The 23,999-nt window shown below is 68.0% G+C and carries 20 protein-coding genes and 1 tRNA gene; 17 read left to right on the top strand and 4 right to left on the bottom strand.

Annotation, left to right across the window (positions count from 1 at the left end; all coding sequences use genetic code 11):
- Positions 1–4 precede the first annotated feature (4 nt).
- Both MUU77_RS15880 and MUU77_RS15875 read right to left on the bottom strand, forming a co-directional pair.
- Positions 5–691 carry a M90 family metallopeptidase gene (locus MUU77_RS15880; protein WP_245094583.1) on the bottom strand — a complete coding sequence of 229 codons (687 nt, stop codon included), beginning with the start codon at positions 689–691 and terminating at the stop codon, positions 5–7.
- 84 nt (positions 692–775) lie between these two features.
- On the bottom strand, positions 776–1,099 hold the full coding sequence (locus tag MUU77_RS15875) for a hypothetical protein (protein ID WP_245088800.1): 324 nt from the start codon (positions 1,097–1,099) through the stop codon (positions 776–778).
- Positions 1,100–1,291: 192 nt separating this feature from the next.
- Between MUU77_RS15875 and MUU77_RS15870 the strand changes: the two genes are divergently transcribed.
- From MUU77_RS15870 to MUU77_RS15845, 6 genes are all read left to right on the top strand, one after another.
- On the top strand, positions 1,292–3,130 hold the full coding sequence (locus tag MUU77_RS15870; RefSeq protein WP_245088797.1) for a DegV family protein: 1,839 nt from the start codon (positions 1,292–1,294) through the stop codon (positions 3,128–3,130).
- A 14-nt stretch (positions 3,131–3,144) separates the two neighbouring features.
- The gene (plsY, locus tag MUU77_RS15865; RefSeq protein ID WP_245088794.1) at positions 3,145–3,771 is read left to right on the top strand and encodes a glycerol-3-phosphate 1-O-acyltransferase PlsY; all 627 of its coding nucleotides are present in this window, start codon (positions 3,145–3,147) and stop codon (positions 3,769–3,771) included.
- Positions 3,768–4,730 (top strand): bifunctional biotin--[acetyl-CoA-carboxylase] ligase/biotin operon repressor BirA, encoded by a 963-nt coding sequence (gene birA, locus MUU77_RS15860; RefSeq protein WP_245088791.1) that lies wholly within the window; start codon positions 3,768–3,770, stop codon positions 4,728–4,730. Before plsY ends, birA begins: the two co-directional genes overlap by 4 nt.
- Positions 4,727–5,476 (top strand): type III pantothenate kinase, encoded by a 750-nt coding sequence (locus MUU77_RS15855; protein WP_245088788.1) that lies wholly within the window; start codon positions 4,727–4,729, stop codon positions 5,474–5,476. The genes birA and MUU77_RS15855 overlap by 4 nt, the downstream gene beginning before the upstream one ends.
- A gap of 23 nt (positions 5,477–5,499) precedes the next feature.
- Entirely contained in the window at positions 5,500–6,162 is a 663-nt protein-coding gene (locus MUU77_RS15850; protein ID WP_245088785.1) for an SPOR domain-containing protein, read from the top strand.
- 13 nt (positions 6,163–6,175) lie between these two features.
- Positions 6,176–6,251 (top strand) — tRNA-Thr (locus MUU77_RS15845).
- An 82-nt stretch (positions 6,252–6,333) separates the two neighbouring features.
- On the opposite strand, the gene MUU77_RS15840 is transcribed toward MUU77_RS15845, so the two are convergent.
- Positions 6,334–6,561 (bottom strand): hypothetical protein, encoded by a 228-nt coding sequence (locus MUU77_RS15840; protein ID WP_245088782.1) that lies wholly within the window; start codon positions 6,559–6,561, stop codon positions 6,334–6,336.
- A 377-nt stretch (positions 6,562–6,938) separates the two neighbouring features.
- Here MUU77_RS15840 and MUU77_RS15835 point away from each other — a divergent pair, with 377 nt between their 5' ends.
- From MUU77_RS15835 to MUU77_RS15810, 6 genes are all read left to right on the top strand, one after another.
- Positions 6,939–8,591 carry a ShlB/FhaC/HecB family hemolysin secretion/activation protein gene (locus MUU77_RS15835; RefSeq protein WP_245088779.1) on the top strand — a complete coding sequence of 551 codons (1,653 nt, stop codon included), beginning with the start codon at positions 6,939–6,941 and terminating at the stop codon, positions 8,589–8,591.
- A gap of 47 nt (positions 8,592–8,638) precedes the next feature.
- Positions 8,639–15,370 (top strand): filamentous hemagglutinin N-terminal domain-containing protein, encoded by a 6,732-nt coding sequence (locus MUU77_RS15830; RefSeq protein ID WP_245088776.1) that lies wholly within the window; start codon positions 8,639–8,641, stop codon positions 15,368–15,370.
- A gap of 752 nt (positions 15,371–16,122) precedes the next feature.
- On the top strand, positions 16,123–17,046 hold the full coding sequence (gene rocF, locus MUU77_RS15825) for an arginase (RefSeq protein WP_245088773.1): 924 nt from the start codon (positions 16,123–16,125) through the stop codon (positions 17,044–17,046).
- A 146-nt stretch (positions 17,047–17,192) separates the two neighbouring features.
- Positions 17,193–17,345 carry an entericidin A/B family lipoprotein gene (locus MUU77_RS15820; RefSeq protein ID WP_056879413.1) on the top strand — a complete coding sequence of 51 codons (153 nt, stop codon included), beginning with the start codon at positions 17,193–17,195 and terminating at the stop codon, positions 17,343–17,345.
- A 176-nt stretch (positions 17,346–17,521) separates the two neighbouring features.
- On the top strand, positions 17,522–17,656 hold the full coding sequence (locus MUU77_RS15815) for an entericidin A/B family lipoprotein (protein WP_245088770.1): 135 nt from the start codon (positions 17,522–17,524) through the stop codon (positions 17,654–17,656).
- A gap of 198 nt (positions 17,657–17,854) precedes the next feature.
- On the top strand, positions 17,855–18,076 hold the full coding sequence (locus MUU77_RS15810) for a CsbD family protein (protein WP_245088767.1): 222 nt from the start codon (positions 17,855–17,857) through the stop codon (positions 18,074–18,076).
- A gap of 83 nt (positions 18,077–18,159) precedes the next feature.
- On the opposite strand, the gene MUU77_RS15805 is transcribed toward MUU77_RS15810, so the two are convergent.
- On the bottom strand, positions 18,160–18,957 hold the full coding sequence (locus tag MUU77_RS15805) for a hypothetical protein (protein WP_245088764.1): 798 nt from the start codon (positions 18,955–18,957) through the stop codon (positions 18,160–18,162).
- Positions 18,958–19,149: 192 nt separating this feature from the next.
- Between MUU77_RS15805 and MUU77_RS15800 the strand changes: the two genes are divergently transcribed.
- The 5 genes from MUU77_RS15800 (at position 19,150) to MUU77_RS15780 (ending at position 23,997) form a co-directional block, all read left to right on the top strand.
- Positions 19,150–20,445, top strand: a complete 1,296-nt coding sequence (locus MUU77_RS15800; protein WP_245088761.1) for a tryptophan--tRNA ligase — start codon at positions 19,150–19,152, stop codon at positions 20,443–20,445.
- A 4-nt stretch (positions 20,446–20,449) separates the two neighbouring features.
- Positions 20,450–20,749, top strand: a complete 300-nt coding sequence (locus tag MUU77_RS15795; RefSeq protein WP_245088758.1) for a hypothetical protein — start codon at positions 20,450–20,452, stop codon at positions 20,747–20,749.
- Between the two features lie 94 nt (positions 20,750–20,843).
- Positions 20,844–21,773: an MBL fold metallo-hydrolase gene (locus tag MUU77_RS15790; protein ID WP_245088755.1), complete on the top strand. Its 930-nt coding sequence runs from the start codon at positions 20,844–20,846 to the stop codon at positions 21,771–21,773.
- Between the two features lie 64 nt (positions 21,774–21,837).
- Complete coding sequence (locus MUU77_RS15785) at positions 21,838–23,490, top strand: M28 family metallopeptidase (protein WP_245088753.1); 1,653 nt, start codon at positions 21,838–21,840, stop codon at positions 23,488–23,490.
- Between the two features lie 72 nt (positions 23,491–23,562).
- On the top strand, positions 23,563–23,997 hold the full coding sequence (locus MUU77_RS15780) for a BLUF domain-containing protein (RefSeq protein ID WP_245088751.1): 435 nt from the start codon (positions 23,563–23,565) through the stop codon (positions 23,995–23,997).
- Positions 23,998–23,999: the final 2 nt, after the last annotated feature.

The following is a 23,999-nucleotide window of genomic DNA, read 5'->3' as shown; positions in this document are numbered from 1 at the left end:
GCGGTCAGCCGGCGAACGGCGACGGCCCGTAGAACCTGCGCAGGTGCTCGGCCACCGTCGGCATCGATGCGGCGAGTATGCCCGGGGCCGAGAAGTGGTACTCGGTGACCACCGCGAAGAACTCCTCCGGCGCTTCGGCGGCGTACGGATCGATCGCGGTCTCGCGCCCCAGGTCCACCTGCATGCAGAAGTCGTCGTAGGCGCGCTGGAAGTCGCGCGCCCAACGGCCGTGCCACGCATCCGGCAGCGGCGGCGTGCCGTCCAGTTCGCCATCCAGCACGTCCAGCTTGTGCGCCATCTCGTGCACGGCCACGCAGAAGCCCGCATCGGGCTCGGCCAGGTCGGCCTGCACGTCGGCCCAGGACAGGATCAGCGGCCCCTGGTCCCAGGCTTCGCCGGCCAGGTCGTCTTCCCATTCGTGCAGGACGCCGGCCGCATCGGTGTGCGTGCGCTGCACGCGGAAGGCGTCCGGGTAGACGATCAGCTGCGACCAGCCGCGCAGCCCCGCCTCGCCGAACTCCAGCAGGGGCAGGCAGCACAGCGCCGCCAGCTGCAGGCGTTGACCGTCGTCCAGGTCCAGTCCGGCCAGCGGCGTGATCGTCTTCTGGTGCAGGAAGCGCGCCGCCAGTCCGCGCAGGCGATCCGCGCGGGCGTCGTCGAGTGCCGATACCCAGGGCGTACCGGCGCGCATGGCGCGCCAGAGGGTGTCGTCAATGGACGGGGCGGGGCGCCGCAGGCGGCGCAGCAGGCCGATCACCGGGTAGTGCCGTCCGCGTCAGCGGAACATGCCCGGCAGGAAACTGTGCCACTTCGAACCACGACTGCGCGGCAGCGGCGTGTCGTCGTCGTCGCCACCCCCGCGCGAGGCCGGGGGCAGCACGGCGGCGGCCGGGGCGGCGTACTTGTTGCGGACCGCCGTGGCACGCGCCCGGCGCGCATCCGGCGCGGCCGGCATGGCCTCGGCCGGGCGCTCGGCGACCGCGCGGTCGCCGACGTCCTGGCAACTGGTGGAGGTGTCGTTGGCGATGCTGCGGCCGTTCTGGGCGAGCACGGCCGCCGAGGCACCGAGAAGCAGCAGGGCAAGGCTGGCGCGAAGCATCGGAAGGACTCCTGTCGGTCGGGTACAGCGGCCAGGGAACACCGCCGACTATAGCCTGAATGGTCCCGGCCGGCACGAATCCGACCGTGCCATGCGACGAAACGCGGGCCTGCGGCGACGGATCGAGGAATAGCCCCCATCGGCTGCTGCGACGCAGCAGGTGGGCGGGGCCGCTTGCGGCAGACTGCGCCCATGCCCGCACCCCAGAGCCGCCCCCTGACCGCCCCCGCCCTGCGCCTGGCGCTGATCGCCGGGGCCCGGCGGGTCATCGCCGCGCGCGATGGACTGAACCGGATCAATGTGTTCCCCGTGGCCGACGGCGATACCGGCAACAATCTCGCGTCGACCTTGGGCAGCGTGCTGAACGGTGCGCTCAGCCAACCCAGCCAGCACGCCGGCGACCTGCTCAGCCGCGTCGGCAACGATGCCATCGATGGTGCGCGCGGGAACTCCGGGGCGATCCTGGCGCAGTTCCTCTACGGCGTCGCCGAGCGGGTGCGCCCGCTGCCGGAACTCGATGCCCGCTCGCTCGCCGCCGCCGTGCGCCAGGGCGCGCAGAGCGCCCGCCAGGCGCTGGCGCAGCCAGTGGAGGGCACCATTCTCAGTGTCATCACCGCGTTCGCCGATGAGCTGGATGCCGCGGCGGCCGACGACCATGCGCCCGCCGACGCGCGCAGCGGCTTCGCCCGCGCGCTGGCGCGCGCGCGCCGGGCGCTGGCCGACACGCCTCGCCAGATGGCACTGCTGCAGAAGGCGGGGGTGGTGGACGCGGGCGCGCAGGGCTTCGTCGATCTGCTGGAAGGCATCGCCGAGTTCGTGGAGGGCGGGCCGCGCGCGGTCCGCATGCGCGCCACCGCGCCGGTTGCGGCCAACGACGGCACCGATCCGCTCAGCCACGAGCATGACATCGATCCGGCCCGCCGCTGGTGCACCGAATGCCTGCTGCTGGGGGAAGGATTGGACCGGCATCGCCTCCGCCTGGCACTGGAGGCGACCGGTGCCGATTCCATCGTCATCGCAGGCGGCGCGTCGCGGTTGCGCGTGCATGCGCATACGGGCTCGCCGCAGGCATTGTTCGACGCCTGCGCGAGGCAGGGCCAGGTCGAAGGCATGAAGGCCGACGACATGGTCCGCCAGCAGACCGCCGCGGCCTTGCCCCAGCCGCTGGTGATCGTCACCGACAGTGCGGCCGACCTGCCGGAGGACATCGGCGAGCGTTACGCCATCGGCGTGGTGCCGGCGCGCGTGGACCTGGACGGACGCGACTATCTGGACAAGGTGGGCCTGTCCACGGCCGAGTTCTACCGGCGCATGGCGGCCTCGCGCCAGCTGCCCCGCACCAGCCAGCCGCCACCGGGGGATTTCCGGCGGCAGTTCGAGCTGTCGCTCGCACACCACGCGCGCGTGCTGTACGTGGGCCTGTCGCGTGCGCTGTCCGGCACGCTGCAGTCGGGCGAGCATGCGGCCGCCCGCGATCCGGCCGGCCGGGTACGCGTCTTCGATACGGTCAATGCCGCGTGCGGGCAGGCGCTGCTGGTATGGCGCGCGGCGGAGCTTGTGGCGCAGGGGCAGGACGAGACCGGGGTGGTGGCCGAACTGGAGCGCTTGCGGCCGCTGACGCGGATGTGGGCGATCGCGCCGGACATCTCGCACGCGGTGCGCGGCGGCCGCATCCCGCGCTGGGCCGCGCCGATCGCACGACTGACGGCGCTGACCCCGATGGCGAAGATGAGCGCGGACGGCCGGATGGTCGTGGCGGGGCTGCTGCTGACGCGCGCCAATGCCCCGGAGGCCTTCGCGCGGCGTGTCGCGCGGGCGTTGCCGGGCCACCGGCGCTGGCGGCTGATCGTCGGCCACTGCGATGCGCGCGCGGATGCGGAGCGTCTGCTGGCCGCGCTGCGCACGCGTCTGGATGTCCACGAGGATCGCCTGGTGGAGACCGGCGCGGCCATCGGTGCGCATGCCGGTCGGGGGGCCTTGATCGTGGCCGTCCAGCCCGCGCCCGCCGACGGAGCCTCGCGGCCCCGGTAGCCCATAATGGGGCCATGCTCGTCGTCGCCTTCCTGATCGTCTTGGCCTACCTGCTGGGTTCGGTGTCCGGCAGCCTCGCGCTGGGGCGGCTCCGCGGCGTCGACATCCGCACGCAGGGCAGCGGCAATGCCGGCGGCACCAACGCCTTCCGTACGCAAGGCGCGAAGTTCGCGCTGGGCGTGGTGCTGATCGACATCGGCAAGGGGGCGCTGGCGGCGTGGCTCGCGCTGCGCCTTGCCCCGTTGGGCGGTGTGTGGCCGGGGCGCACGGTCGCGTGGCTGGCCGTGTTCGCGGCCGCGCTGGGCCACGTGTGGCCGCTGTGGCACGGGTTCCGGGGCGGCAAGGGCGTGGGCACGCTGTTGGGTGGCGTGGCGGTCCTCTGGCCGGTCGCATTGTTGCCGTTGTTCCTGGTGTGGGTGTCCGTGCTGGTCGCCAGCGGTTACGTGGGGCTCGCCTCCATCGTCGCCACGGCCTGCCTGCTGCCGCTGGCCATGTGGCTGCGCGCCGACGGCGCCACGCAGATCTTCGCGGGCGCGGCGGCGCTGCTGGTGCTGTTCACCCATCGCGCCAACGTGCGGCGCCTGCGCGCGGGCACCGAATCGCGCTTCGAGCGCGTGCGTTTCTGGCGCCGTCGCGCATGAGCGGCGAGCGCGACCTGCTGGTGCGTCTTGCGCAAGGGCCGGTCTCCGGCGATGCGCTCGCACGCGCCGTCGGCCAGACGCGCGCGGCGGTGTGGAAGCGCATCGAAACGCTGCGCGAAGGGGGCGTACGCATCGATGCGCAACCGGGACGGGGCTATGCCCTCGCGGCGCCGGTCGAGTTGCTGGAGGCGCAACGGATCCTCGCGCGGATGCAGCGGGCCGGTTCGGTGTCGGCCCTCGAAGTGGCATGGTCGCTGGACTCGACCAACAGCGAACTCCTGCGCCGCAAGGCGCCCGCGCAGGGTGCCGAGGTGTTGCTGGCCGAGCAGCAGACCGGTGGACGTGGACGCCGCGGCCGGCACTGGGCGTCGCCGATCGCGGCGAACCTGTACCTGTCGGTGTCGCGCCAGTTCTCTGGCGGCCTCGCTCGATTGGGCGGCCTGAGCCTGGTGGTGGGCGTGGCCATCGCCGAAGCCCTCCGCCAGGCCGGTTTCGCCCGCGTGGGCGTCAAATGGCCCAACGACCTGCTGGCGGACGATCGCAAGCTCGGCGGCATCCTGGTGGAAGGGGGCGGCGAACACGGCGGGCCGGTACGTGCCGTCATCGGCATCGGCATCAACGTGCGCATGCCGGACGCCGCCGCCGGAAGCATCGATCAGGCATGGACCGATCTGGCCGCGCTGGCGGGCGCGGCGCCGTCGCGCAACGCGCTCGCCGCGGACCTGCTGGACGCGCTGCTGCCGGCGCTGGACCTGTTCGATGCCGAGGGTCTTCCGCCGTTCCTGGCGCGCTATGCCGCGCTGGACGTACTGGCCGGTCGCGCCATCACCGTGCATGGGCCGCAGGGCGACGCGCACGGCATCGCCGACGGTATCGGCGACGATGGCGCCCTGCAGGTGAGGATCGGTGCGCAGCGGCGGCAGGTGCACGCCGGGGATGTCAGCGTGAGGGCGACATGACGCAATGGGTTTTCGATGTGGGCAATAGCCGCCTGAAGGCGGCGCCGGTGCATGCCGATGGCAGTCTTGGCGAAGGTCTGGCGATTCCCCACGACGAAGTCGACGTGGCCGCCGCGCTCGATGCGGCGCTGCCGCAGACCATCACGCGCACGGCATCGGCTGCGCTGGCCAGCGTGGCCTCTGCCGCCCGCACGGCCGCCGTCGTGGATGCGTTGACGCGCCGGTTCGGCTGCATTTCGATCGCCCGCACGCAACCGGCGCTGGCCGGCGTGCGCATCGCCTATGCCGATCCTTCGCGCCTGGGCGTGGACCGTTTCCTAGCGTTGCTCGCAGCGCGCGCGCGCGCTGTCCAGGCCTGGCTGGTGGTGGGCGTGGGCACGGCGGTGACGGTGGACCTGCTGGATGCGGACGGCCTGCACCGCGGTGGCCGCATCGCCCCGTCCCCGACGCTGATGCGTGCCGCGCTCGAGCGGGCTGCCGCGCAACTGCCGGCGCAGGGCGGTCGCTATGCCGAATTCGCCACCGATACGCGCGATGCGCTCGCATCCGGCTGCGACGGTGCGGCGCTGGGCCTGATCGAACGCAGCCGCGCACAGGCGCGCGACCTGCTGGGTGCGATGCCCGCCTTGCTGTTGCATGGCGGCGGCTCCGACGCGCTGCGGCCGTGGCTGCCGGACGCGGTGCATGCACCCGCGCTGGTGCTGGAAGGCCTGGCGCGCTGGGCACGTGCCGGTATCGACGGCTGACCCGGGCTGGCTAGAATCGACGCATGCTGACCCGCGCCCTGATCGTCCTGCTGGTGGTGCTGAACCTGGGCGCCGCCGCCTGGTGGCTGACCCGGCCTTCACCCGCACCCGAACCCCCGCCGGTCCTGCCCGCCGGTGTCGCCCGCCTGCAGCTGGTCGACGAAGCGTCCGTGCCCGCGGCGGGCGTGGCCGCGGCCGGCGCCGTCGTGGCGGCGCGCGTGCCGGCGGTCTGTTTCAGCCTGGGGCCGTTCACCAGCGAGGCTGCGGCCCACCTGGCGCGCGAGACGCTCGGCGCCGAGCTGTTGCGTGTGCAACTGCGCGAAGCGCCGGGCACCAGCGCCAGCGGCTATCAGGTGGTGATGCTGCCTGCCGCCTCGCTGGAGGAGGCGCAGGCCACCGCCGCCCGCATCGGTGCGGCGGGCTTCGACGATTTCCTGGTCGTGCGCCAGGGCGAACAGGCCCACGGCATCGCGCTTGGCCGTTATCGCAGTCGCGAAGCGGCCGAGCGGCGCCTCGCCGACCTGCAGGCGGCCGGTTTCGCGGCGCTGCTCCAACCGGTGGGGCGCGCAGGTCCCAGCCTCTGGTGGCTGGATGCCGGTGCCGCCGAGGACGCGGACGCCGTCGCCCTGGCCCGGCGCGTATCCAGCGGCGCGCCGCAACCGCTCGACTGCGCCGCGCTGCGCTAGAATTGGCGCCCACGCCGCTTTAGCTCAGCTGGTAGAGCAACCGCCTTGTAAGCGGTAGGTCATCCGTTCGATTCGGATAAGCGGCACCACTACCCCCATTTCAAGGCGGGGTGACCGACGCAGGTAGGGGGGGGCATCGGACGTGGCTCTCCTGTGACTCAGGCGCCTCAGTCATGAGCTGCGCCCCTTCTTGATGATTTGGTAGTAGGTGGCGGCGCCTGCCTTCATCAGTCCGACTTCTTCAATGAAGGCTGCCACGATCTCTTTCCTCCTCGTGCCCTTCTTTCGACTCATTCGGCGGTAGACATCCACTGCCTGAGACATCTTCGTTGGCGAAGCTGCCAAGCCGGCTTCAGAGCCGGTAGGCGATGGCGCATCCGCATCTGGTTGGGGCGACATCGATCCACAAGCCGCTTAACAATCGCTCCGATTTCCGATCCTTAGCTCAGGCGCTGCCTAGAGAGCTGAAGCCTGGAGCAGCTCGCCACGCATTACGTGGGTGTTGCTCATTTGCGAACAATGGATTGCGCAAATCTGACCTGTGCGTACCTCTCCTGTCGACACACTGTCGCGTTGTATTTCGTGTGATCCGTTTTACACAAGCGCGCCAGCCTAAACGAAGCAAAAATGTGACTACTTTCACGTTGAAGTTTTGGAGGCGTGGCTTTGTACATTTGGCCATGAAGGCGTTTGGCTAAAAGGATTTGTGAAAGGGTATGACTAAGGACAGGTGTAAAGCCACTGCGCGCGTGCGCAATAGATGTTTGCCCATATACATGTGCGCTGCTCTGGCGCCACTGGTCGCGCAGGCACAGTCGGCGGAACAAGAATTGCGTCGCCAGCAGGAGCGCGAGCGTGCGCTGCGCGAGCAGCAGGAAACACGGCCCGATACGCGCCTCTCGCAACCGGTCGTCATTCCCGAACACATTCCGCGAGACGAGACGCCGTGCTTCCCGATTCGCGAGATCCGCCTTGATGGCGAAGATGCAAGGCGCTTCGATTGGGCGTTGAAGGCAGTCCACCCGGCCGATGATCCGGCAACGGGCCAGTGCCTGGGCGCGAACGGCATCAATGTCGTGCTCAAGCGCATCCAGAACGCGATCATCGGTCGGGGCTACGTCACCACCCGCGCGCTTGCTGCGCCGCAGGATCTCAAGTCGGGCGTGCTCACCGTTACGGTCGTGCCTGGCCGTCTGCACGCTGTACGCTTCGCCGAGGGCACCGATCCGCGCGCCACCTGGAGCAAGGCATTGCCGGCGCGTTCCGGCGATCTGCTCAATCTGCGCGACATCGAGCACGGGTTGGAGAACCTGCAGCGTGTGCCGACCGTGACGGCCGACATCCAGATCGCGCCCAGCGAAGGTGAGGGCACGCAGCCGGGCGAGAGCGATCTGGTCATTGCTTGGCAGCAGCATAAGCGTTGGCGAGCGAATTTGTCGCTGGACGACAGCGGCAGCCAGGCCACCGGCAAGCTGCAGGCCTCGGCAACACTGTCGCTGGATCACTTGTTGCACGCCAACGACTTGTTCTACGTGAACATCGGCCACGATGCCTTCAATCGCGAAGGCCAAGGCACGCGCAGTTGGACCGCGCACTACGACGTACCGGCCGGTTACTGGCTGGCGGGCGCCACGGCCAGTGGTTACGAGTACCACCAGACCGTCCCCGGCGCGAGCCAGTCCTACGTCTACAGCGGATCCAGCCGCAATGCCGAACTGCGCCTGGCCCGGCTCGTGTTCCGCAACGCCACGATGAAGACCGGGGTCTATGGCCGCGGCTGGTGGCGAAAATCGGACAACTTCATCGACGACGCCGAGATTCTCGTGCAGCGCCGCCGTACTGCGGGCTGGGAGATTGGCGCGACCCATCGCCAATTCTTCGGTCCGGTGACGCTGGATGCCAGCGTGGCCCTGCGCCATGGCACCGGCGCGTTCGATGCGCTGCCGGCGCCGGAAGAACTTTTCGGTGAGGGGACCTCGCGTTTCAAGTTGGTCGCCGCCGATGCGCAACTGACGGTCCCCTTTCGCCTTGGCAGGCAATCCTTCCGCTACACCGGAAGCTGGCGTGGGCAGTGGCACCGGACCCCGCTGGTGCCGCAGGACCGATTCGCCATCGGCGGACGCTACACCGTGCGCGGCTTTGATGGCGAAGCGTCGCTCAGCGGCGAGAGCGGTTGGCTATGGCGCAACGATCTCGGTCTGGCTTTGGGCGGCGGCCAGGAGCTGTACCTCGGCGCCGATGTTGGTCATGTACGCGGGCCTTCGACGCGATGGCAGTTGGGCGGCGGTTTGGCGGGCGCGGTGGTTGGCCTGCGCGGCGGTTGGCGCGGATTGACCTGGGACGCATTCGTCGGTGCGCCCATCGAGAAGCCGGAAGGGTTTCCGACGGCCTACACGACGACAGGCTTCAATCTCAGTTGGTCGTTTTGACCATGGGTGCTCAGGGCGCCCTTTTCTTTCCGTAAGGAAGCAACGACATGAATCGCATCTACCGTCTGGTTTTCAATCGCAGCCTTGGCCTGATCCAAGTCGTCGCCGAGATCGCGAAAGGTAGCGGCGGCAAGGGATCGAACGCGGGCGGCACATCGGTTGCCTCACTGCGTCCGCTCAGCTTTGCGCTGTGGACGATGCTGGGTTTCGTGTCGGTGATTCCGGTGGCATTGCCGCAAGTCGTGGGTGATCGTACGGCACCAGGCAACCAGCAGCCAACGGTAATCACGGCCCCGAATGGGGTTCCGTTGGTCAACATTCAGACGCCCAGCACCGCAGGCGTGTCCCGCAATACTTACTCGCAGTTCGATGTCGATCGCCAAGGTCTGATCCTCAACAACTCGCGCACCAATGCGCAAACTCAACTGAGCGGTTGGGTCCAGGGCAACCCGTGGCTGGCGACGGGTACTGCGAAGGTGATCCTCAATGAGGTGAATTCGTCGAGCCCGAGCTACCTCAACGGCTACATTGAAGTCGCGGGCACACGTGCCGCCGTCGTGATCGCCAACCCGGCCGGTATTCAGGCCAATGGCGGTGGCTTCATCAATGCCAGTCGGGTGACACTGACGACTGGCGCCCCCATGCTCTCGGGCGGTACGCTCGAGGACTACCGAGTGCAGGGCGGCGCGATCGTGATTGACGGCGCGGGTCTGGATACGACCGGCGCCGATTACACCGATCTGATCGCGCGTTCGCTGCAGCTTAACGGTGGCCTCTGGGCCAACCAGTTGCAGGCCACGCTCGGCACGAGTGTCGTCAGTGCCGATCACAGCCAAGTGACGGCGACCACGTCTACCGGCACCGTGCCCACGTTCGCGCTCGATGCCAGTGCCTTAGGCGGAATGTACGCCAACAAGATCACGCTTGTCGGCACCGAGCACGGTGTCGGCGCGCGCAATGCCGGCACGCTCGGCGCGCAAGCGGGCGACCTGGTCGTCACCGTGAATGGCCGCATCGAGAACACCGGTGCACTGCAGTCCAGCGCGAACACGCACGTGTCCGCTGCGGGCGGCGTTGTCAACGCTGGCACCATCAGCGCGACCCGCGAACTGACGATCGACACGCCCCTGGATGTCGACAACGCCGGCGGTACCCTCAACGCCCAGCGCATCGAGGTCAATGCGGCCTCGCTTCGCAATCGCGGGGGTGCCATCCAGCAGACGGGTACGCAAGCCCTCGCACTCAATGCCGGCGCGCTGTCCAATCGCGATGGCGGCCGTATCGGTGTGGCCGAACCGACCTCGGGCGGAAGCGCCGGCGGGAGCGGCAGTGGAGGCTCCACCGGCGGTTCCACGGGCGGAACGACCGATGGCAGCGGAACAAGCGGCAGTACGGGCGGTACGCCAGTCGTCCCACTGGCCGATGGCGCGTTGAACATCACCGGCCTGCTCGACAACGATGGTGGCCGCATCATCGCGGGCGGCGGTATCGCCCTGGACACCACCCGTGGCTTGAACAACGACAGCGGCCAGATGGGTCTGGCTCACCTGACGCTCAATGGCAACGACCTGAGCAACGTCGGCGGCACGCTCGATGTGATCGGCGATGCGCAGATCGACGTGAACCAGGTCCGCAATGACGCGGGCCACTTTACGGTAGGCGGTGCGCTGGGTTTGAGCGCACAAGCCTTTTCCAACCGTGGAGGTGAGGTACTGCATAGCGGTACCACCCCGACCGCGGTGCAAGTCGCCGGTACCTTTGATAACACCGACGGTCGTTTCTCCACCAATGCCGACACGCTTGCGATCATGGCTGGAACGATCCTCAATGCCAACGGCCGCCTGGAGCAGGCCGGTACGGGCGGTATGGCGGTGCGGACTGATGCGCTGTCGGGAGCGGGCGGCACGATTGCGACGGCGGGAGCGCTGACGCTCCGTGCAGGCCAGGTCGATCACCAGGGCGCAACGCTGAACGCGACGCAAGTGGCGATCACGGCCAACGGCTTCGACAGCCGTGGCGGTTCGATCACCGTGACGGGCACGGGCGCAAATACGGTGACGGTCGCTGGGACGCTCGACAATGGCAGCGGCGGCACGATCGCCAGCAATGGCGATCTCGCGCTGAACGCCAGTACGTTCAAGAATGAAGCAGGTAGCGTGCAGCATGCGGGTGTTGGCACGCTGGCGGTCACCGCGACGACCCTCGAGGGGACGGGCGGCACGCTGGACAGCAACGGTACGCTCACGGTCACCGGCGAGACGGTAAACCTGCGTGACGGCACGACGCAGGCACAGGCCATCACGATAGGCGCAGGGAGCCTCACCACCGCCGGTGGATCGCTGACGGCAACCGGTACCGATGCCTTGCAGCTACAGGTGCGCGGTACCTTCGACAACACGGCAGGCGCCATCGGTACCAACGGAGCACTCGCGCTCACAGCGGATTCCCTCATCAATCGCGATGGCACCATGACCGCAGCGGGCACGGCGCCCTCGAATATCGCAATTGCCACCACGCTCGACAACACCGGCGGTACGCTGGCGACGAGCGGTGCGCTGGCCGTGACGACGCAGGATCTGATCAACCAAGGCGGCACGCTGCAAAGCGCCGGCACATTGACGCTCACCGCGGATGGGCACCTGGACAACAGTGCGAGCGGTACGATTGCGTCCGGTGACGACCTCACGCTCACCACGCCCGTGCTGGACAACACCGACGGCACGATTCAGCAGGCTGGCGATGGTGTCCTCGCCATCAACGCCGCAACCGTCAACGGAACGGGCGGCACCATCGCGAGCAACGGGGCGCTCGCGCTGATCGGCGAGACCATCGATCTGCGCAATGCAACCACCCTCGCGCAGCGCATCGTCATAGACACCGGGTCGCTGACCACGGCCGGGGGGACGTTGAATGCAACCGGCACCGACGCGTTGACACTGACGGTGCGCCAGGTTCTGGACAATACCGCCGGTGAGATTGGCACCAACGGTGCCTTGGCGCTGACGGCAGACCAACTGATCAACCGCGACGGCACGGTGCAAGCCGCTGGCATTGCGCCATCGCAGGTCTCCGTGACGGGCGCCTTCGACAATACCCGCGGCGTATTGCTGACCAACGGCATCACAAACGTCCAGGCCGCTGCGCTGACGAACGCCAGTGGCACGATCCAAACCGCCGACGCGCTGCAACTGACAGTGGCAGGCGACATGGATAACCAGGCGGGCCTGGTCGCCTCTGGCGGCAATGGCCGCCTCCAGGCCGATACGCTCGACAATCGCGGCGGTACCGTGAATGCCGGCGGCAGGCTGGATGTCAGCGTGGCCCAAGGCCTCGACAATGCGGCCGGCGTGCTGGCCAGCACGGGCAATCTCGTCGCGCAGGCCGATACGTTGACCAATACCAATGGTGGCGTCATCGCCTCGATTGAGGGGAACGCGTCCATCACCACGGTAGGCCGCGCCGGCAATGCCGGCGGTATCGTGCAATCGGCCGGTATAACCACCGTCACCAGCAGTGGCCTCGGTAATGCTGCGGGTACCATCGTCGGCGCCACGACGCGCGTCGATACGCGCCAGCAAGCGCTCGACAATGCAGGTGGCACGATTGCCTCGACAGCCGGCGTGCTGGAGGTGCGCAGCGGTGCATTGAACAACGATGCCGGCCTGCTGCAGTCGGCAGGGGTCATGACGGTGGACACCGCCGGACAAACGCTCACGAACACCAACGCCGGTACTGCCGGGGGCATCATCAGCGCAAGCACTCTGGATCTGGCCACGGGTGACCTCGACAATCGCGCGGGCGTTGTCTATGGACAGGGCACGGTCACTGCACGCACGGCCGCACTCGACAACACTAATGGCGGTCTGTTCGCCGGGGCCGCCGACCTTCAACTCGACAGCGCCGTTGCGCGAAACACCGGCGGTACGCTGCAGGCCGGGCGCAATCTCACGGCTGCGGTCGCGACGACGCTGGATAACACGGCCGGCCTGGTGCTGGCCAGCGGCGAACTGACGGTCACGGCACAGACCCTCGTCAATCGGGACACGAACTCGACCGATCCGGCCATGCCGATGGGTCTGCAGGCCGATACCGCCACTCTCAACGCGAATCGTATCGACAACACGGCGGGTCTGATCGCCACCGACAGCGCGATTGCGATCGCCGGCACCGGCACGGGCAGCGCACTCGACAATACCCAGGGCACGGTTTCCTCGGCCGGCACGGTCGATGTCACCGTAAATGCCCTCACCCATACCGGCGGCACCTTGTTGGCCGGCACAGCCGAGACGATCACCGCCGACACCATGACCGGCGATGGCCGCGTGCTGTCGCAGGGCGATCTGACCATCGCTTTGCAGCAAGACTTCACTAATACCGGCGAGATCATCGCCAACGGGACGGCCCAGCTGGGCACGGCGGGAGACCTGATCAACCAGGGGACGATCCGGGCCAACGACCTCACCGTCACGGCGACCCACATCGACAACACCGCGAGTGGCGAAATCAGCGGGGATCGCACGCGCGTGGTTGCCGTCGACTCGGTCACCAACCGCGGCCTGATCGACGGCGCGGTGACCCGTATCTACGCATACACGGTCGACAATGTCGGCACCGGTCGCATCTATGGCGATCATCTGTCGATCGGTGCGGGGACCGTCACCAATCGCGAGGAGAGCGTCAACGGCACGACTTCGGCGGGCACGATTGCGGCGCGAGGCCGCTTGGACATCGGGGCGGGTACCGTCATCAACCGCGAGGATGCGCTGATCTTCAGTGCCGGCAGCACCGACGACGCCTTGAACATTGGAGGTTCGCTCGATGCCGACGGTTTGGCGGCTGGCCGTGCGGACCTCGTGCACAACGCCAGTGCCATCATCGAATCGTTGGGGAGCCTGGCCATCAGCACGACGGCGCTACGCAATACCAACGAGCATTTCGTGGTCACGGTAGGGCAGACGGGCAAGCCCACCGACTTGTTCTACATCCAGCCCAAAGGCGATCCGAACATGTACCTGGGCGAGAACTTCGTCTGGGAAGACCCGGTGCCGTTGACCCATTCCGGTCGCTACGTGTGGAACCTGGACCCGGTGCCCAACGAGTCGACCGAACTCGGCGTGACCACTCTGCCCCGTGTCGGGACGCTGACGTGCAGCGGTAGCACCTGCACGCGGCCCGTCGGTCGGGATTATCCGGCGGGTGATCCGACCTGGTCGTACTTCGGTGTCACCGAACCCGATCCGGAGCCCGCCGCCGGCGACTACCCTGATCAAGCCAGCTTCGACGTGGCGCATGCCGCCTGGCAAACGCAAACCGATCAGCGCTACGCGGATCTGGATGCGAAAATCGCGTCCTACAACAATGACTTCGCCAGTCGCAGCATCGTGAACTGGACGCAATATGAAGTGACGCAGACGGAGACGGGAACGCAGGTCACACAAAGCGAACCGGCGCTGATCCGCTCCGGCGGCAACATGTGGTTATTCGGCGATACGCTGATCAACGACAAGAGCCAGATCATCGCCGGCGGGGCGTTGCTGGGCGATCTGAACAACCTGCAGAACATCGATGCCACCGGCCAGAACCGGGTGCATCAGGACGGCACGAGTCAATACAGCCACCAAGACACCATTCCGCCCTGGCGCGGTCTGTACGAGCGCAATTGGGATGCCAAGGTGGCCTACACCCCGGCCGACCAGATCACCACGACCTCGCTAAATATCGTGGGCGTGCAACAGAGCACCAATGCGGCCGGCAGCGGGTACCAGGTGGCTTCCCTGACCGGAGGTACCGTTGGAGGTACGGTGGCGGGCGGCACCGCCGATCTGGATGGCAGCGCCACACCCCGCGCGGTGGCAACGGCATCGACGACCATCGACCCGGCCGCCGCTTCGGGTGGGATCGATGCCGGATCGGGAGCCGATGTGCCGACCGGGCCTGCCGCGTCGGGCGGTACGTCGGCCACCGCGGCGACATCGACCGCCCCGGGTTCGGTCACCGTGGCCGGCAACCTGTGGGACCTGCCCACCAGCAGCCTGTTCCGCACGAACACCGGTCCCGGCGGCTATCTGATCGAGACCGATCCGCGCTTTGCCAACTATCGCAACTGGCTCAGTTCGGACTATATGTTGGGCCTGCTGGGGCTGGACCCGGCGAATATGCACAAGCGGTTGGGCGACGGCTTTTACGAGCAGCGCCTGATTCGCGACCAGGTCGCCCAGCTCACGGGTTTGCGCTTCCTCGACGGCTATGCCTCGGATGAAGAGCAGTACCGGGCGCTGCTGCAGAACGGCGCGACTTTCGCCCAGCAATGGAACCTGCGGCCGGGAATTGGCCTGACCGCGGCGCAGATCGCGCAATTGACCAGCGATATCGTCTGGCTGGTGGAAGAAACCGTGCACCTGCCCGATGGCACGTTGACCACCGCATTGGTGCCGCGTGTATATCTGCGTCCGCGTGCCGGTGATCTGAACGGCAACGGCGTGCTGATCGCGGCCGATGCCATCGGCCTGGATTTGGATGGCGACCTGGTCAACGGCGGTACCATCGCCGGCCGTACCGCCGTGCAGATCACCGCGGACAACATCCGCAACCTGGGCGGGCGCGTCACGGCGGGGTGCTCGGGGTGGCGATCCTGGTGGTACGGTGCTCGATACCTTCCATCACCAGCAGCAACTCGGAGGGATGATGCTCTTCCACGCCGTAGAACCCCCGGCCATGTCGGTGAGCACGACTTTTGCTGGAAGGCCGATGGCCTTGTAGAACGCGGCACGCGCCCGTAGAGCTTTTCGGCGGCGGTGACGGGCATCTTGCTGGTGTGGATCTGGCGAAGGCCAGCGAGCAGAATGTATCGACAACGACCTGCACGTAGATATTGCCGCCGCCTCTGAGTATGCCCAAGTAGAACGTGTCCTGGCAGATTATTCGCCTGGTGCGGGAGACTCGACGTGCTGTTGCGGAATGACTTCGCTTTCGGCTTTTTTTCGAGCAGGCGCAATTGCGCTTAGGAAAAAACGAAGGTGATGTCGCGAGCGTGGGCCTCAAGACGCAGCGGGCGCTGGCGGTGGGTGATGAGGTCGTGGCGTCGCCACACGCCACGCACGCCGGAGGGCTGAATTCCGTGCCTTGCAGGCGCAACTGGTTGGCGACGAACCTCGAGCCCTCGGTGGGGAAGCTTGGGCAGAGGTCGGGGATGACTTGCTCGACGTCGGACGGGACGCGATTGGGTGCGGACCCCGCGGGCCGCGCCGCTGTTCTACGAGGGCGGCAACGCCGCCGGTCTGGAAGGCGCGCTTGATCTCGTAGAACGAATCGCGGTAGTCGCCCATCAACTGGCAAGCATGGACACGTCGCCGAATTCTTCGTCTAGGGGCATACTTTCGTGCGCAAACCCGCAAGGCCAGTTCAGCTTATATTTGGGATCGGCTTTCGAGGGGGGCCTCCAGCCCTGCCACGCCGTGCGCGTGCTGCGATGCCACAGGGCCGTCATCGCCCACGGCTTAGACTATGCCCCTGTTTTCCGCAGGACGTGTCCATGAGTCGAACCTTTCCGCCCGTGTCCCTGATCGGCGTCCCTACCGACGTCGGTGCCGGCCATCGCGGTGCGCGCATGGGGCCGGATGCACTGCGCATCGCCGGCCTGGGCGAGGCGCTGGCGGCGCGCGGCGTGGACGTGATCGATACGGGCAACGTGCAGGGGCCGGCCAACCCGTGGACCGGGCCGGTCGACGGCTACCGCCACCTGGAGGAAGTGGTGGCCTGGAACCGCGCCGTCATGGACGCGACCGCGGCCGAACTGGCGCGCGGACGCCTGCCGATCATGATGGGCGGCGACCACTGCCTGGCGATGGGCTCGATCACCGCCGTGGCCCGGCACTGCCGCCAGGCCGGCAAAAAGCTGCGCGTGCTGTGGCTGGACGCGCACTCGGATTTCAACACCAGCGAAGTGACCCCGTCGGGCAACATCCACGGGATGCCCGTGGCCTGCCTGTGCGGCATCGGCCCGGATGCGCTGACGAAACTCGGCGGCGAGTCTCCCGCGATCACCCCGTCCATGGTCCGGCAGATCGGCATCCGTTCGGTCGATCCGGAAGAGAAGAAGCTGATCAAGGACCACAGGGTCGACGTGTACGACATGCGCTACATCGATGAGGTCGGCATGAAGCGCACCGTGGAAGCCGCATTGGAGGGCATTGCGGCCGATACCCACCTGCACGTCAGCTTCGACGTGGATTTCCTCGACCCCAGCATCGCCCCGGGCGTGGGCACCACCGTGCCGGGCGGCCCCAACTACCGCGAGGCGCAGCTGGTGATGGAGATGATCGCCGACACCGGCCTGATGGGCTCGCTGGACATCGTCGAACTCAACCCCGTGCTGGACCGGCGCAACCGCACCGCCAAGCTCACCGTGGACCTGGTGGAAAGCCTGTTCGGCAAGTCCACCCTGATGCGCGACTGAGGCGGGCGGGGCGGGAAAACTGCGACTGAACGGGTCGCTTCGGGCTTCACGCGCCCTATACGGCGCGGCGTCGAAGGTGGACGCACACGCCGCCGCGGAGTGGGACGCACCCGCGACGGCACCGCTATCCACCAAGGAGAAGACCCATGAAGCGTGCGATGACCCTGCTGATGCTGGCCCTGTTCTCGACGGCCGTCCTGTCCGGTTGCAACACCATGGCCGGCGCCGGCAAGGACGTGCAGAAGGTCGGCGAGAAGGTCGAGGACAAGGCGCAGGACTGCAAGGACGGCAAGTGCTGAACCGGTCGGCCTGACGCGTCATCCGCGCCAGCCTGAGGAAGGGCCGGGGGCTGTCCCCGGCCCTTCCTCGTTCCTGCATGGTCAGCCGCCAGCCAGTATGGTTGAATCAGACTGCGCGGCCGGTCCGGTGCGGACCGCCGGCCGCAGGCCGTGAATACCGTCCACAGGAGTCGCCCATGAAGCGTGTCGTCGCGTTGATGCTGTTGTCCCTGTTCTCCATCGCCGTGCTGTCCGGCTGCAACACCGTCAAGGGGTTCGGCAAGGACGTGCAGAAGGTCGGCGAGAAGGTCGAGGAATCCTCGGGCAAGTGACCTGTGGGTTCCGCAAACGGACGGGCCGCCTTGCGGCCCGTTTTTTTTCCGTGCACGGCCACGCGCCGATCGTCACGCCGCTGAATCCCACGCGTTTGCTAATGGCGTGTTGACGCGCGGTTGATCGGACGGGAACGCACCGTCTGCGAAGCTGTGCGTGCGGCAACCCCCTGCCGCGGAACACAATGAGGAAACGCCATGAACCAGGACATCATCGCCGGCAACTGGAAGCAGCTGAAGGGCAAGATCCAGGCCAAGTGGGGCGATCTGACCGACGACGATTTCAAGGTGGCCGAGGGCAACGCCGAATATCTGGAAGGCAGGTTGCAGGAACGCTACGGCTACGATCGTGATCGCGCGCATACCGAGGTGGAGGATTTCCAGCGTTCCCTCCGCTCCGACACCACCTTCAGGCATTGAACCTTCCGCTACACGGCGGCCGCGCGGGCGCGCAGCCGACCGGGCAGACGGGCCGCCTTCGGGCGGCCTGTCTGCGTGCGGCATCAGCGTCGGCGCGGCGGATCGGCGACGAACCCGCCGGGAAACGCGCGTGGTGCGCCGTCACGCCAGGCCGGGCCGATGCGATGCGGCAGGATGCCCATCGCGACCAGGCGACGGTGTTCGTCGTAACGCAATTCGCTGACCTGCTCCGGTTGGCGGGTGGCGCGCTCGAATCCGGTGCGTGAGGTTTGCGACCACTCACGGCTTCCGTGACCGGTACCGATGCTCTGCTCGCGGACGGATCCGTCCGCAGCGATGTTCCCTGCAGACGCGGCGGGCGCGGCGGATGTGGCGCGCTGCTCCCTGCTGCCACGGGCGATGGGCGGCGCTGGATGGGTCGGATACCGGTATGGGAGGGCCTCGCGGAACGCGGCCACGCCGATGACGCCCACATTGCGCGGCCGTCCCGTGCGCGCGGCGTAGCTGTCGCCGAGGTCGGTGAACACGAACTGCGCCACCTCGTCCAGCGACTTGCGCCAGCCGCTGATCTCGGTGGTCTGCCAGGGCTCCAGCACGTAGCCGGTCTGCGACGGGTGCGCGGTCTGGCCGGTGACGGCATTGATGCCGTCCACCGACAGCACCACGAGCACGCGCTCGCCGGTGGTATTGGCCAGGCGGACGCTGTAGCGATGGCCGGGCGTACCGGCCACCCACACCTCGCCCCGATGGGGATGCTGCGGCAGCCATTGGCCACTGTCGCGGTCGACCACGCTGACATCGACCAGGGGCCGGGCTTGGGCGGGAACGCACGCGGCCAGCAGCGCCAGCGTGGCCAGGGAAGCGAAGAAGCGATGCGGCATGTCCGTTCTCCAGGTGGGGACGAGGCTGGAAACGTGCGGCCGCCGGCAGTGGGGTTGTCCCGCAGGGCGAGGCGGGCGCCGGTTTAGCCGCCAGCAGGGTGCGCCTGTGACGTACTGTCGCGGCGCCGCGCGCCGCATCGCCAGGCCCCAGCCGGTAAACTGGCCGCTTTCCCGCATTCCCCCGCTTCGCTCATGACCACGCGCGTCCTTACCGGCATCACCACCTCGGGCACCCCGCACCTGGGCAACTACGTCGGCGCCGTGCGCCCGGCCGTGGCGGCCAGTCGCGCCGAAGGCACGGAGAGCTTCTACTTCCTGGCCGACCTGCACAGCCTGATCAAGGCGCAGGATCCCGCGCGCACCCAGCGTTCCACGCTGGAGATCGCCGCCACCTGGCTGGCCTGCGGGCTGGACCCGGAGAAGGTGTGGTTCTATCGCCAGAGCGACGTGCCGGAAATCACCGAGCTGACCTGGTTCCTGACCTGCGTGGCCGGCAAGGGCATCCTCAACCGCGCGCACGCCTACAAGGCCGCCGTGGACAAGAACGTCGCCGAGGGCGAAGACCCCGATGCCGGCGTCAGCGCGGGCCTGTTCATGTACCCGGTGCTGATGGCGGCCGACATCCTGATCTTCAACGCACACCAGGTGCCGGTGGGCCGCGACCAGATCCAGCACATCGAGATGGCGCGCGACTTCGGCCAGCGCTTCAACCATGTCTACGGCAAGGCGTATTTCACCCTGCCGGAAGCGCTGATCGACGACAACGTGGCCACGCTGCCCGGCCTGGACGGGCGCAAGATGAGCAAGAGCTACAACAACACCATCCCGCTGTTCGTGCCGCGCGAAGAGCTGAAGAAGCTGGTGTTCTCCATCCTCACCGACTCGCGCGGCCCGGGCGAGCCGAAGGACACCGAGGGCTCGGCCCTGTTCCAGCTGTACCAGGCCTTCGCCAGCGCCGAGGAAACGCGCGCGTTCGCGCAGAAGTTCGCCGATGGCATCGGCTGGGGCGATGCGAAGCAGCAGCTGTTCGAGCGGATCGACGCCGAGATCGCCCCGCTGCGCGAGAAGTACCAGGCGCTGATGGCCCGACCCGCCGACATCGAGGCCATCCTGCGCGATGGCGCCCGCCGCCTGCGCGAGCGCTACGCCACCCCGCTGCTGGCCGAACTGCGCCATGCCGTGGGCCTGCGCGACCTGTCGCAACAGGCGGTCGCCGAAGCGAAGGCCGGGGCCTCGAAGGCGGCACTGCCGGTGTTCAAGCAGTATCGCGACAGCGACGGCCGCTTCTACTTCAAGCTGGTCGACGCGGAAGGCAACGTGCTGGTGCAGAGCAACGGCTTCGATTCGCCCAAGGACGCCGGCAGGTTGATCGGCGTGCTGAAGCAGGCCGAGCAGGCCGATGCCATGGAAACGCCGGAGATCGTGCTGCAGGTGCCTGCAGGCGAGGTGCTGGCGGCGCTGGCCGCGCTGCGCGCGGCGGAGGCCTGAGGCCATGCCGTACCTGGCGGTGATCCTGTTCCTGCCCTGGTTCCTGCTGCTGGGCTCGCTGTACTGGCTGTTCCCGCGCCAGCCGCGCAATGCGCGCCGCAAGGGTTTCGATCTCGCGGTGCTGGCGGTGGCGTTCGTGACCAGCTTCATCGGCATGCAGTGGGGCTATGCGCTGGGCGCGGCCGACGTCGGCACCGGCGCCATCTGGAAGCAGGTGCTGGCCACACTGGTGGCGTACGGCGCCTTCCTGTTCGTGCTGACGCTGGCGGTGCCGGTGCGCGGCTGGTGGCTGTCGCGCGGTTGAGCCGCGCGCGGAAGGTGTGTTCCACCAAAGGCGGGTCGTGCGGTTGCGGAGGGCGGACTAGAATCGGGCCATCCGTCCCCACACAGGTCCGCGGATGAGCCTCCACGGCATCCACACCATCGACACCGCGTTCCAGCGCGACCACTTCGACGCCGCCTACCTGATCGTCGAGCAAGGTCGCGGCGCCTTCATCGACTGCGGCACCCACCATTCGGTGCCGTTGTTGCTGGCGGCGGCGCAGCGCGCCGGCCTGTCGCCGGCGGACATCGATCTGCTGATCGTCACCCACGTGCACCTGGACCATGCCGGCGGCGCCGGCCTGCTGATGCAGCAGCTGCCGAACGCCACGCTGGTCGCGCATCCGCGCGCGGCGCCGCACCTCATAGATCCGGCGAAACTGATCGCCGGCGCCACCGCCGTCTATGGCGAAGAGGAAATGCAGCGCAGCTACGGCACCCTCCTACCCGTGCCGGAGGCGCGCGTGCGCGTGGTGGAGGACGGCGAGACGGTCATGCTGGCGGGTCGCGCGCTGGAGTGCATCGATACGCCGGGCCATGCGCGCCACCATCACTGCATCTGGGACGCGCGCAGCCGCAGCTGGTTCACCGGGGACACGTTCGGGCTTTCGTATCGCGAGCTGGACGGGCCGCAGGGTGCCTTCATCCTGCCCACGACCACGCCGGTGCAGTTCGAACCCGAGGCGCTGAAGGCCAGCATCGCGCGCATGGTGGAGCGTGCGCCCGAGGCGATGTACCTCACCCATTACGGGCCCGTATCCGACGTGCCGCGCCTGGCGCAGTCGCTGTACGAACAGATCGATGCGATGGTGGCCATCGCCGACGCCTGCGACGGGCGTGCGGATCGCCATCGCTGCATCGCCGCCGCATTGTCGGCGCTGTACCTCGAGCGCGCCCATGCCCAGCGGGTGCCGCTGGCGGACGAGGACGTACTGCGCCTGCTGGCGATGGACATCGAACTCAATGCGCAAGGCCTGGGCGTGTGGCTGGACCGGCGGCGGCCGTGAGGTGCGGCACCGGGATGACCCCATCGATTCATTAGACTCGCGACATCTGCCGGATGAACCAGAAATGCCCACGAAGCACTCCCTCCCGTTGCTGCTCCTCTCGCTTGGCGCGGTGCCCGCCTTCGCCGCCGAGGTCCCCGGTGGAGGCGTCAATCCCGACAATCTGTCACGGCATGTGCGCGTGCTGGCCTCGGACGCGTTCGAAGGCCGGGCACCGGCCACGCCCGGTGAAGAGAAGACGATCGCCTACGTGGTGGACGAACTGAAGAAGGCCGGCGTGCAGCCCGGCGGCGAGCGGGGCACGTGGACCCAGGATGTGCCGCTGGTGCGCGCGCAGGTGGCGGGCGAGGTCTCGGCGTCGCTGAAAGTTGATGGCCAGACCCAGACGCTCGCCAACGGCGATGACGTGGTGCTGCAGAGCCTGAGCCCGGTCGATCGTGTCGCGCTGGTGGACGCGCCCCTGGTGTTCGTCGGCTATGGCGTCACGGCACCCGAGCGCGGCTGGGACGATTACAAGGGGGCCGACCTCACCGGCAAGGTCGCCGTGGTGCTGGTCAACGATCCCGATTTCGAGACCGCAGCACCGGGCGCCTTCGACGGGCGCGCAGTGACCTACTACGGCCGCTGGACCTACAAGTACGAAGAACTCGCGCGCCAGGGCGCGGCGGGCGTGCTGATCGTGCACGAGACCGCGCCGGCCGCGTACGGCTGGGCCACGGTGCGCGCATCGGGGCTGTCGCCGGTGTTCGACATCCCGCGTCCGGACGCGGCGAAGTACCACACGCTGCTGCGCGGCTGGATGCAGCGCGATCTGGCCGTGTCGCTGTTCAAGCGCGCGGGTCTGGACTTCGAGGCGGAGAAGCGTCGCGCGCAGACGGCGGCCTTCACCCCCGTGCCGTTGGGCGAGGCCACCCTGTCCGCCGCCTTCGCCGTCGAGCGCGACCAGGTGGTCACCCGCAACGTCATCGGCCGCCTCGAGGGCGCAGGGCAGCCGGACGAAACCGTCGTCTATTCCGCGCACTGGGATGCGTTCGGCGTGGGCGAGCCCGATGACTCGGGCGATGCGGTCCGCCACGGCGCGGTGGACAACGCCACCGGCGTGGCGGCGGTGCTCGAACTGGCCCGCGTCTTCGCCGCCGGGACGCGGCCGCGGCGCACGCTGCTGTTCATGGCGCTGACGGCGGAGGAGAAGGGACTGCAGGGCGCGAGCTACTACGCCGCAAACCCGGTCGCGCCGCTGGAGAAGACGGCGGCGGTACTCAACATCGAAATGCTCAGTCCGGATGGCCCCACCCGCGACATCGCCTCCTGGGGCCATGGGCGCGTGTCGCTGGAGAACGACCTGAAGCGCGTGGCGCAAGCGCATGGGCGTACGTACTCGCCGGATCCCAACCTGGAAGCCGGCTTCTTCTACCGCGCCGATCACTTCGCCTTCGCGCGCGCCGGGGTGCCTGCGATCACCGTAGGCGCGGGACTGGACCGTGCCGATGGCGGCATCGAGAGAGGCAAGGCGCTGCGCGAGGCCTACTTCGCCCGCTGCTATCACCAGCCTTGCGATGCATGGACGTCATCGTGGGATGCCAGCGGCCAGGCGCAGGATGTGGTGTTGCTGTACGCGCTGGGCCGCGAGATCGCGGACAGCCCTGCATGGCCCCACTGGCTGAACGGTTCAGAATTCAAGGCCGTGCGCGAACGCAGCGAGGCTGAACGGAAATAGGCGTACTGGCGCACGCCGTTCATTCGATGCATTGCAGTAAGCTGCGCGTCCTTTCGCGCAGCGGGAACGCCTGTGGCTCTTCTTCATGCCCTGGTCTATCAGAGCCGGGCCACGCGGCCGCTGGATGCGGGCGATCTCGACGCACTGCTGCTGGATGCCCGCGTGGCGAACGAACTGGCCGAAGTGACCGGGGCGCTGCTGTACGACGGGCAACGCTTCATGCAGTACCTGGAAGGCGCGCGTGCGGACGTCGAGCAGATCTATGCGCGCATCGTGCGCGCGCGCCAGCATCATCAGCTGGAGGTGCTGGAACAGGGCGCTGCGGAAAGGCGGCTGTTCCAGCGCTGGCACATGGGCTTCGCCAGCGCACCGCAATCCCTGGTCCAGCAGCTGAGCCAGGCGCAGTGGCGGCGCGAAACCCCCTGGCTGGAGGACGAGTCGGCTTCCTCGCCGGGCCTGGCGCGCCTGCTGGCATTCTGGCGGGAAGAGGCCGTCCTCGCGCGTTGAGC

The organism is Pseudoxanthomonas sp. F37 (assembly GCF_022965755.1).
GTDB lineage: Bacteria > Pseudomonadota > Gammaproteobacteria > Xanthomonadales > Xanthomonadaceae > Pseudoxanthomonas_A.
The sequence above is the reverse complement of the archived record's forward strand: the minus strand, read 5'-3'. Positions and strand labels throughout refer to the sequence as shown.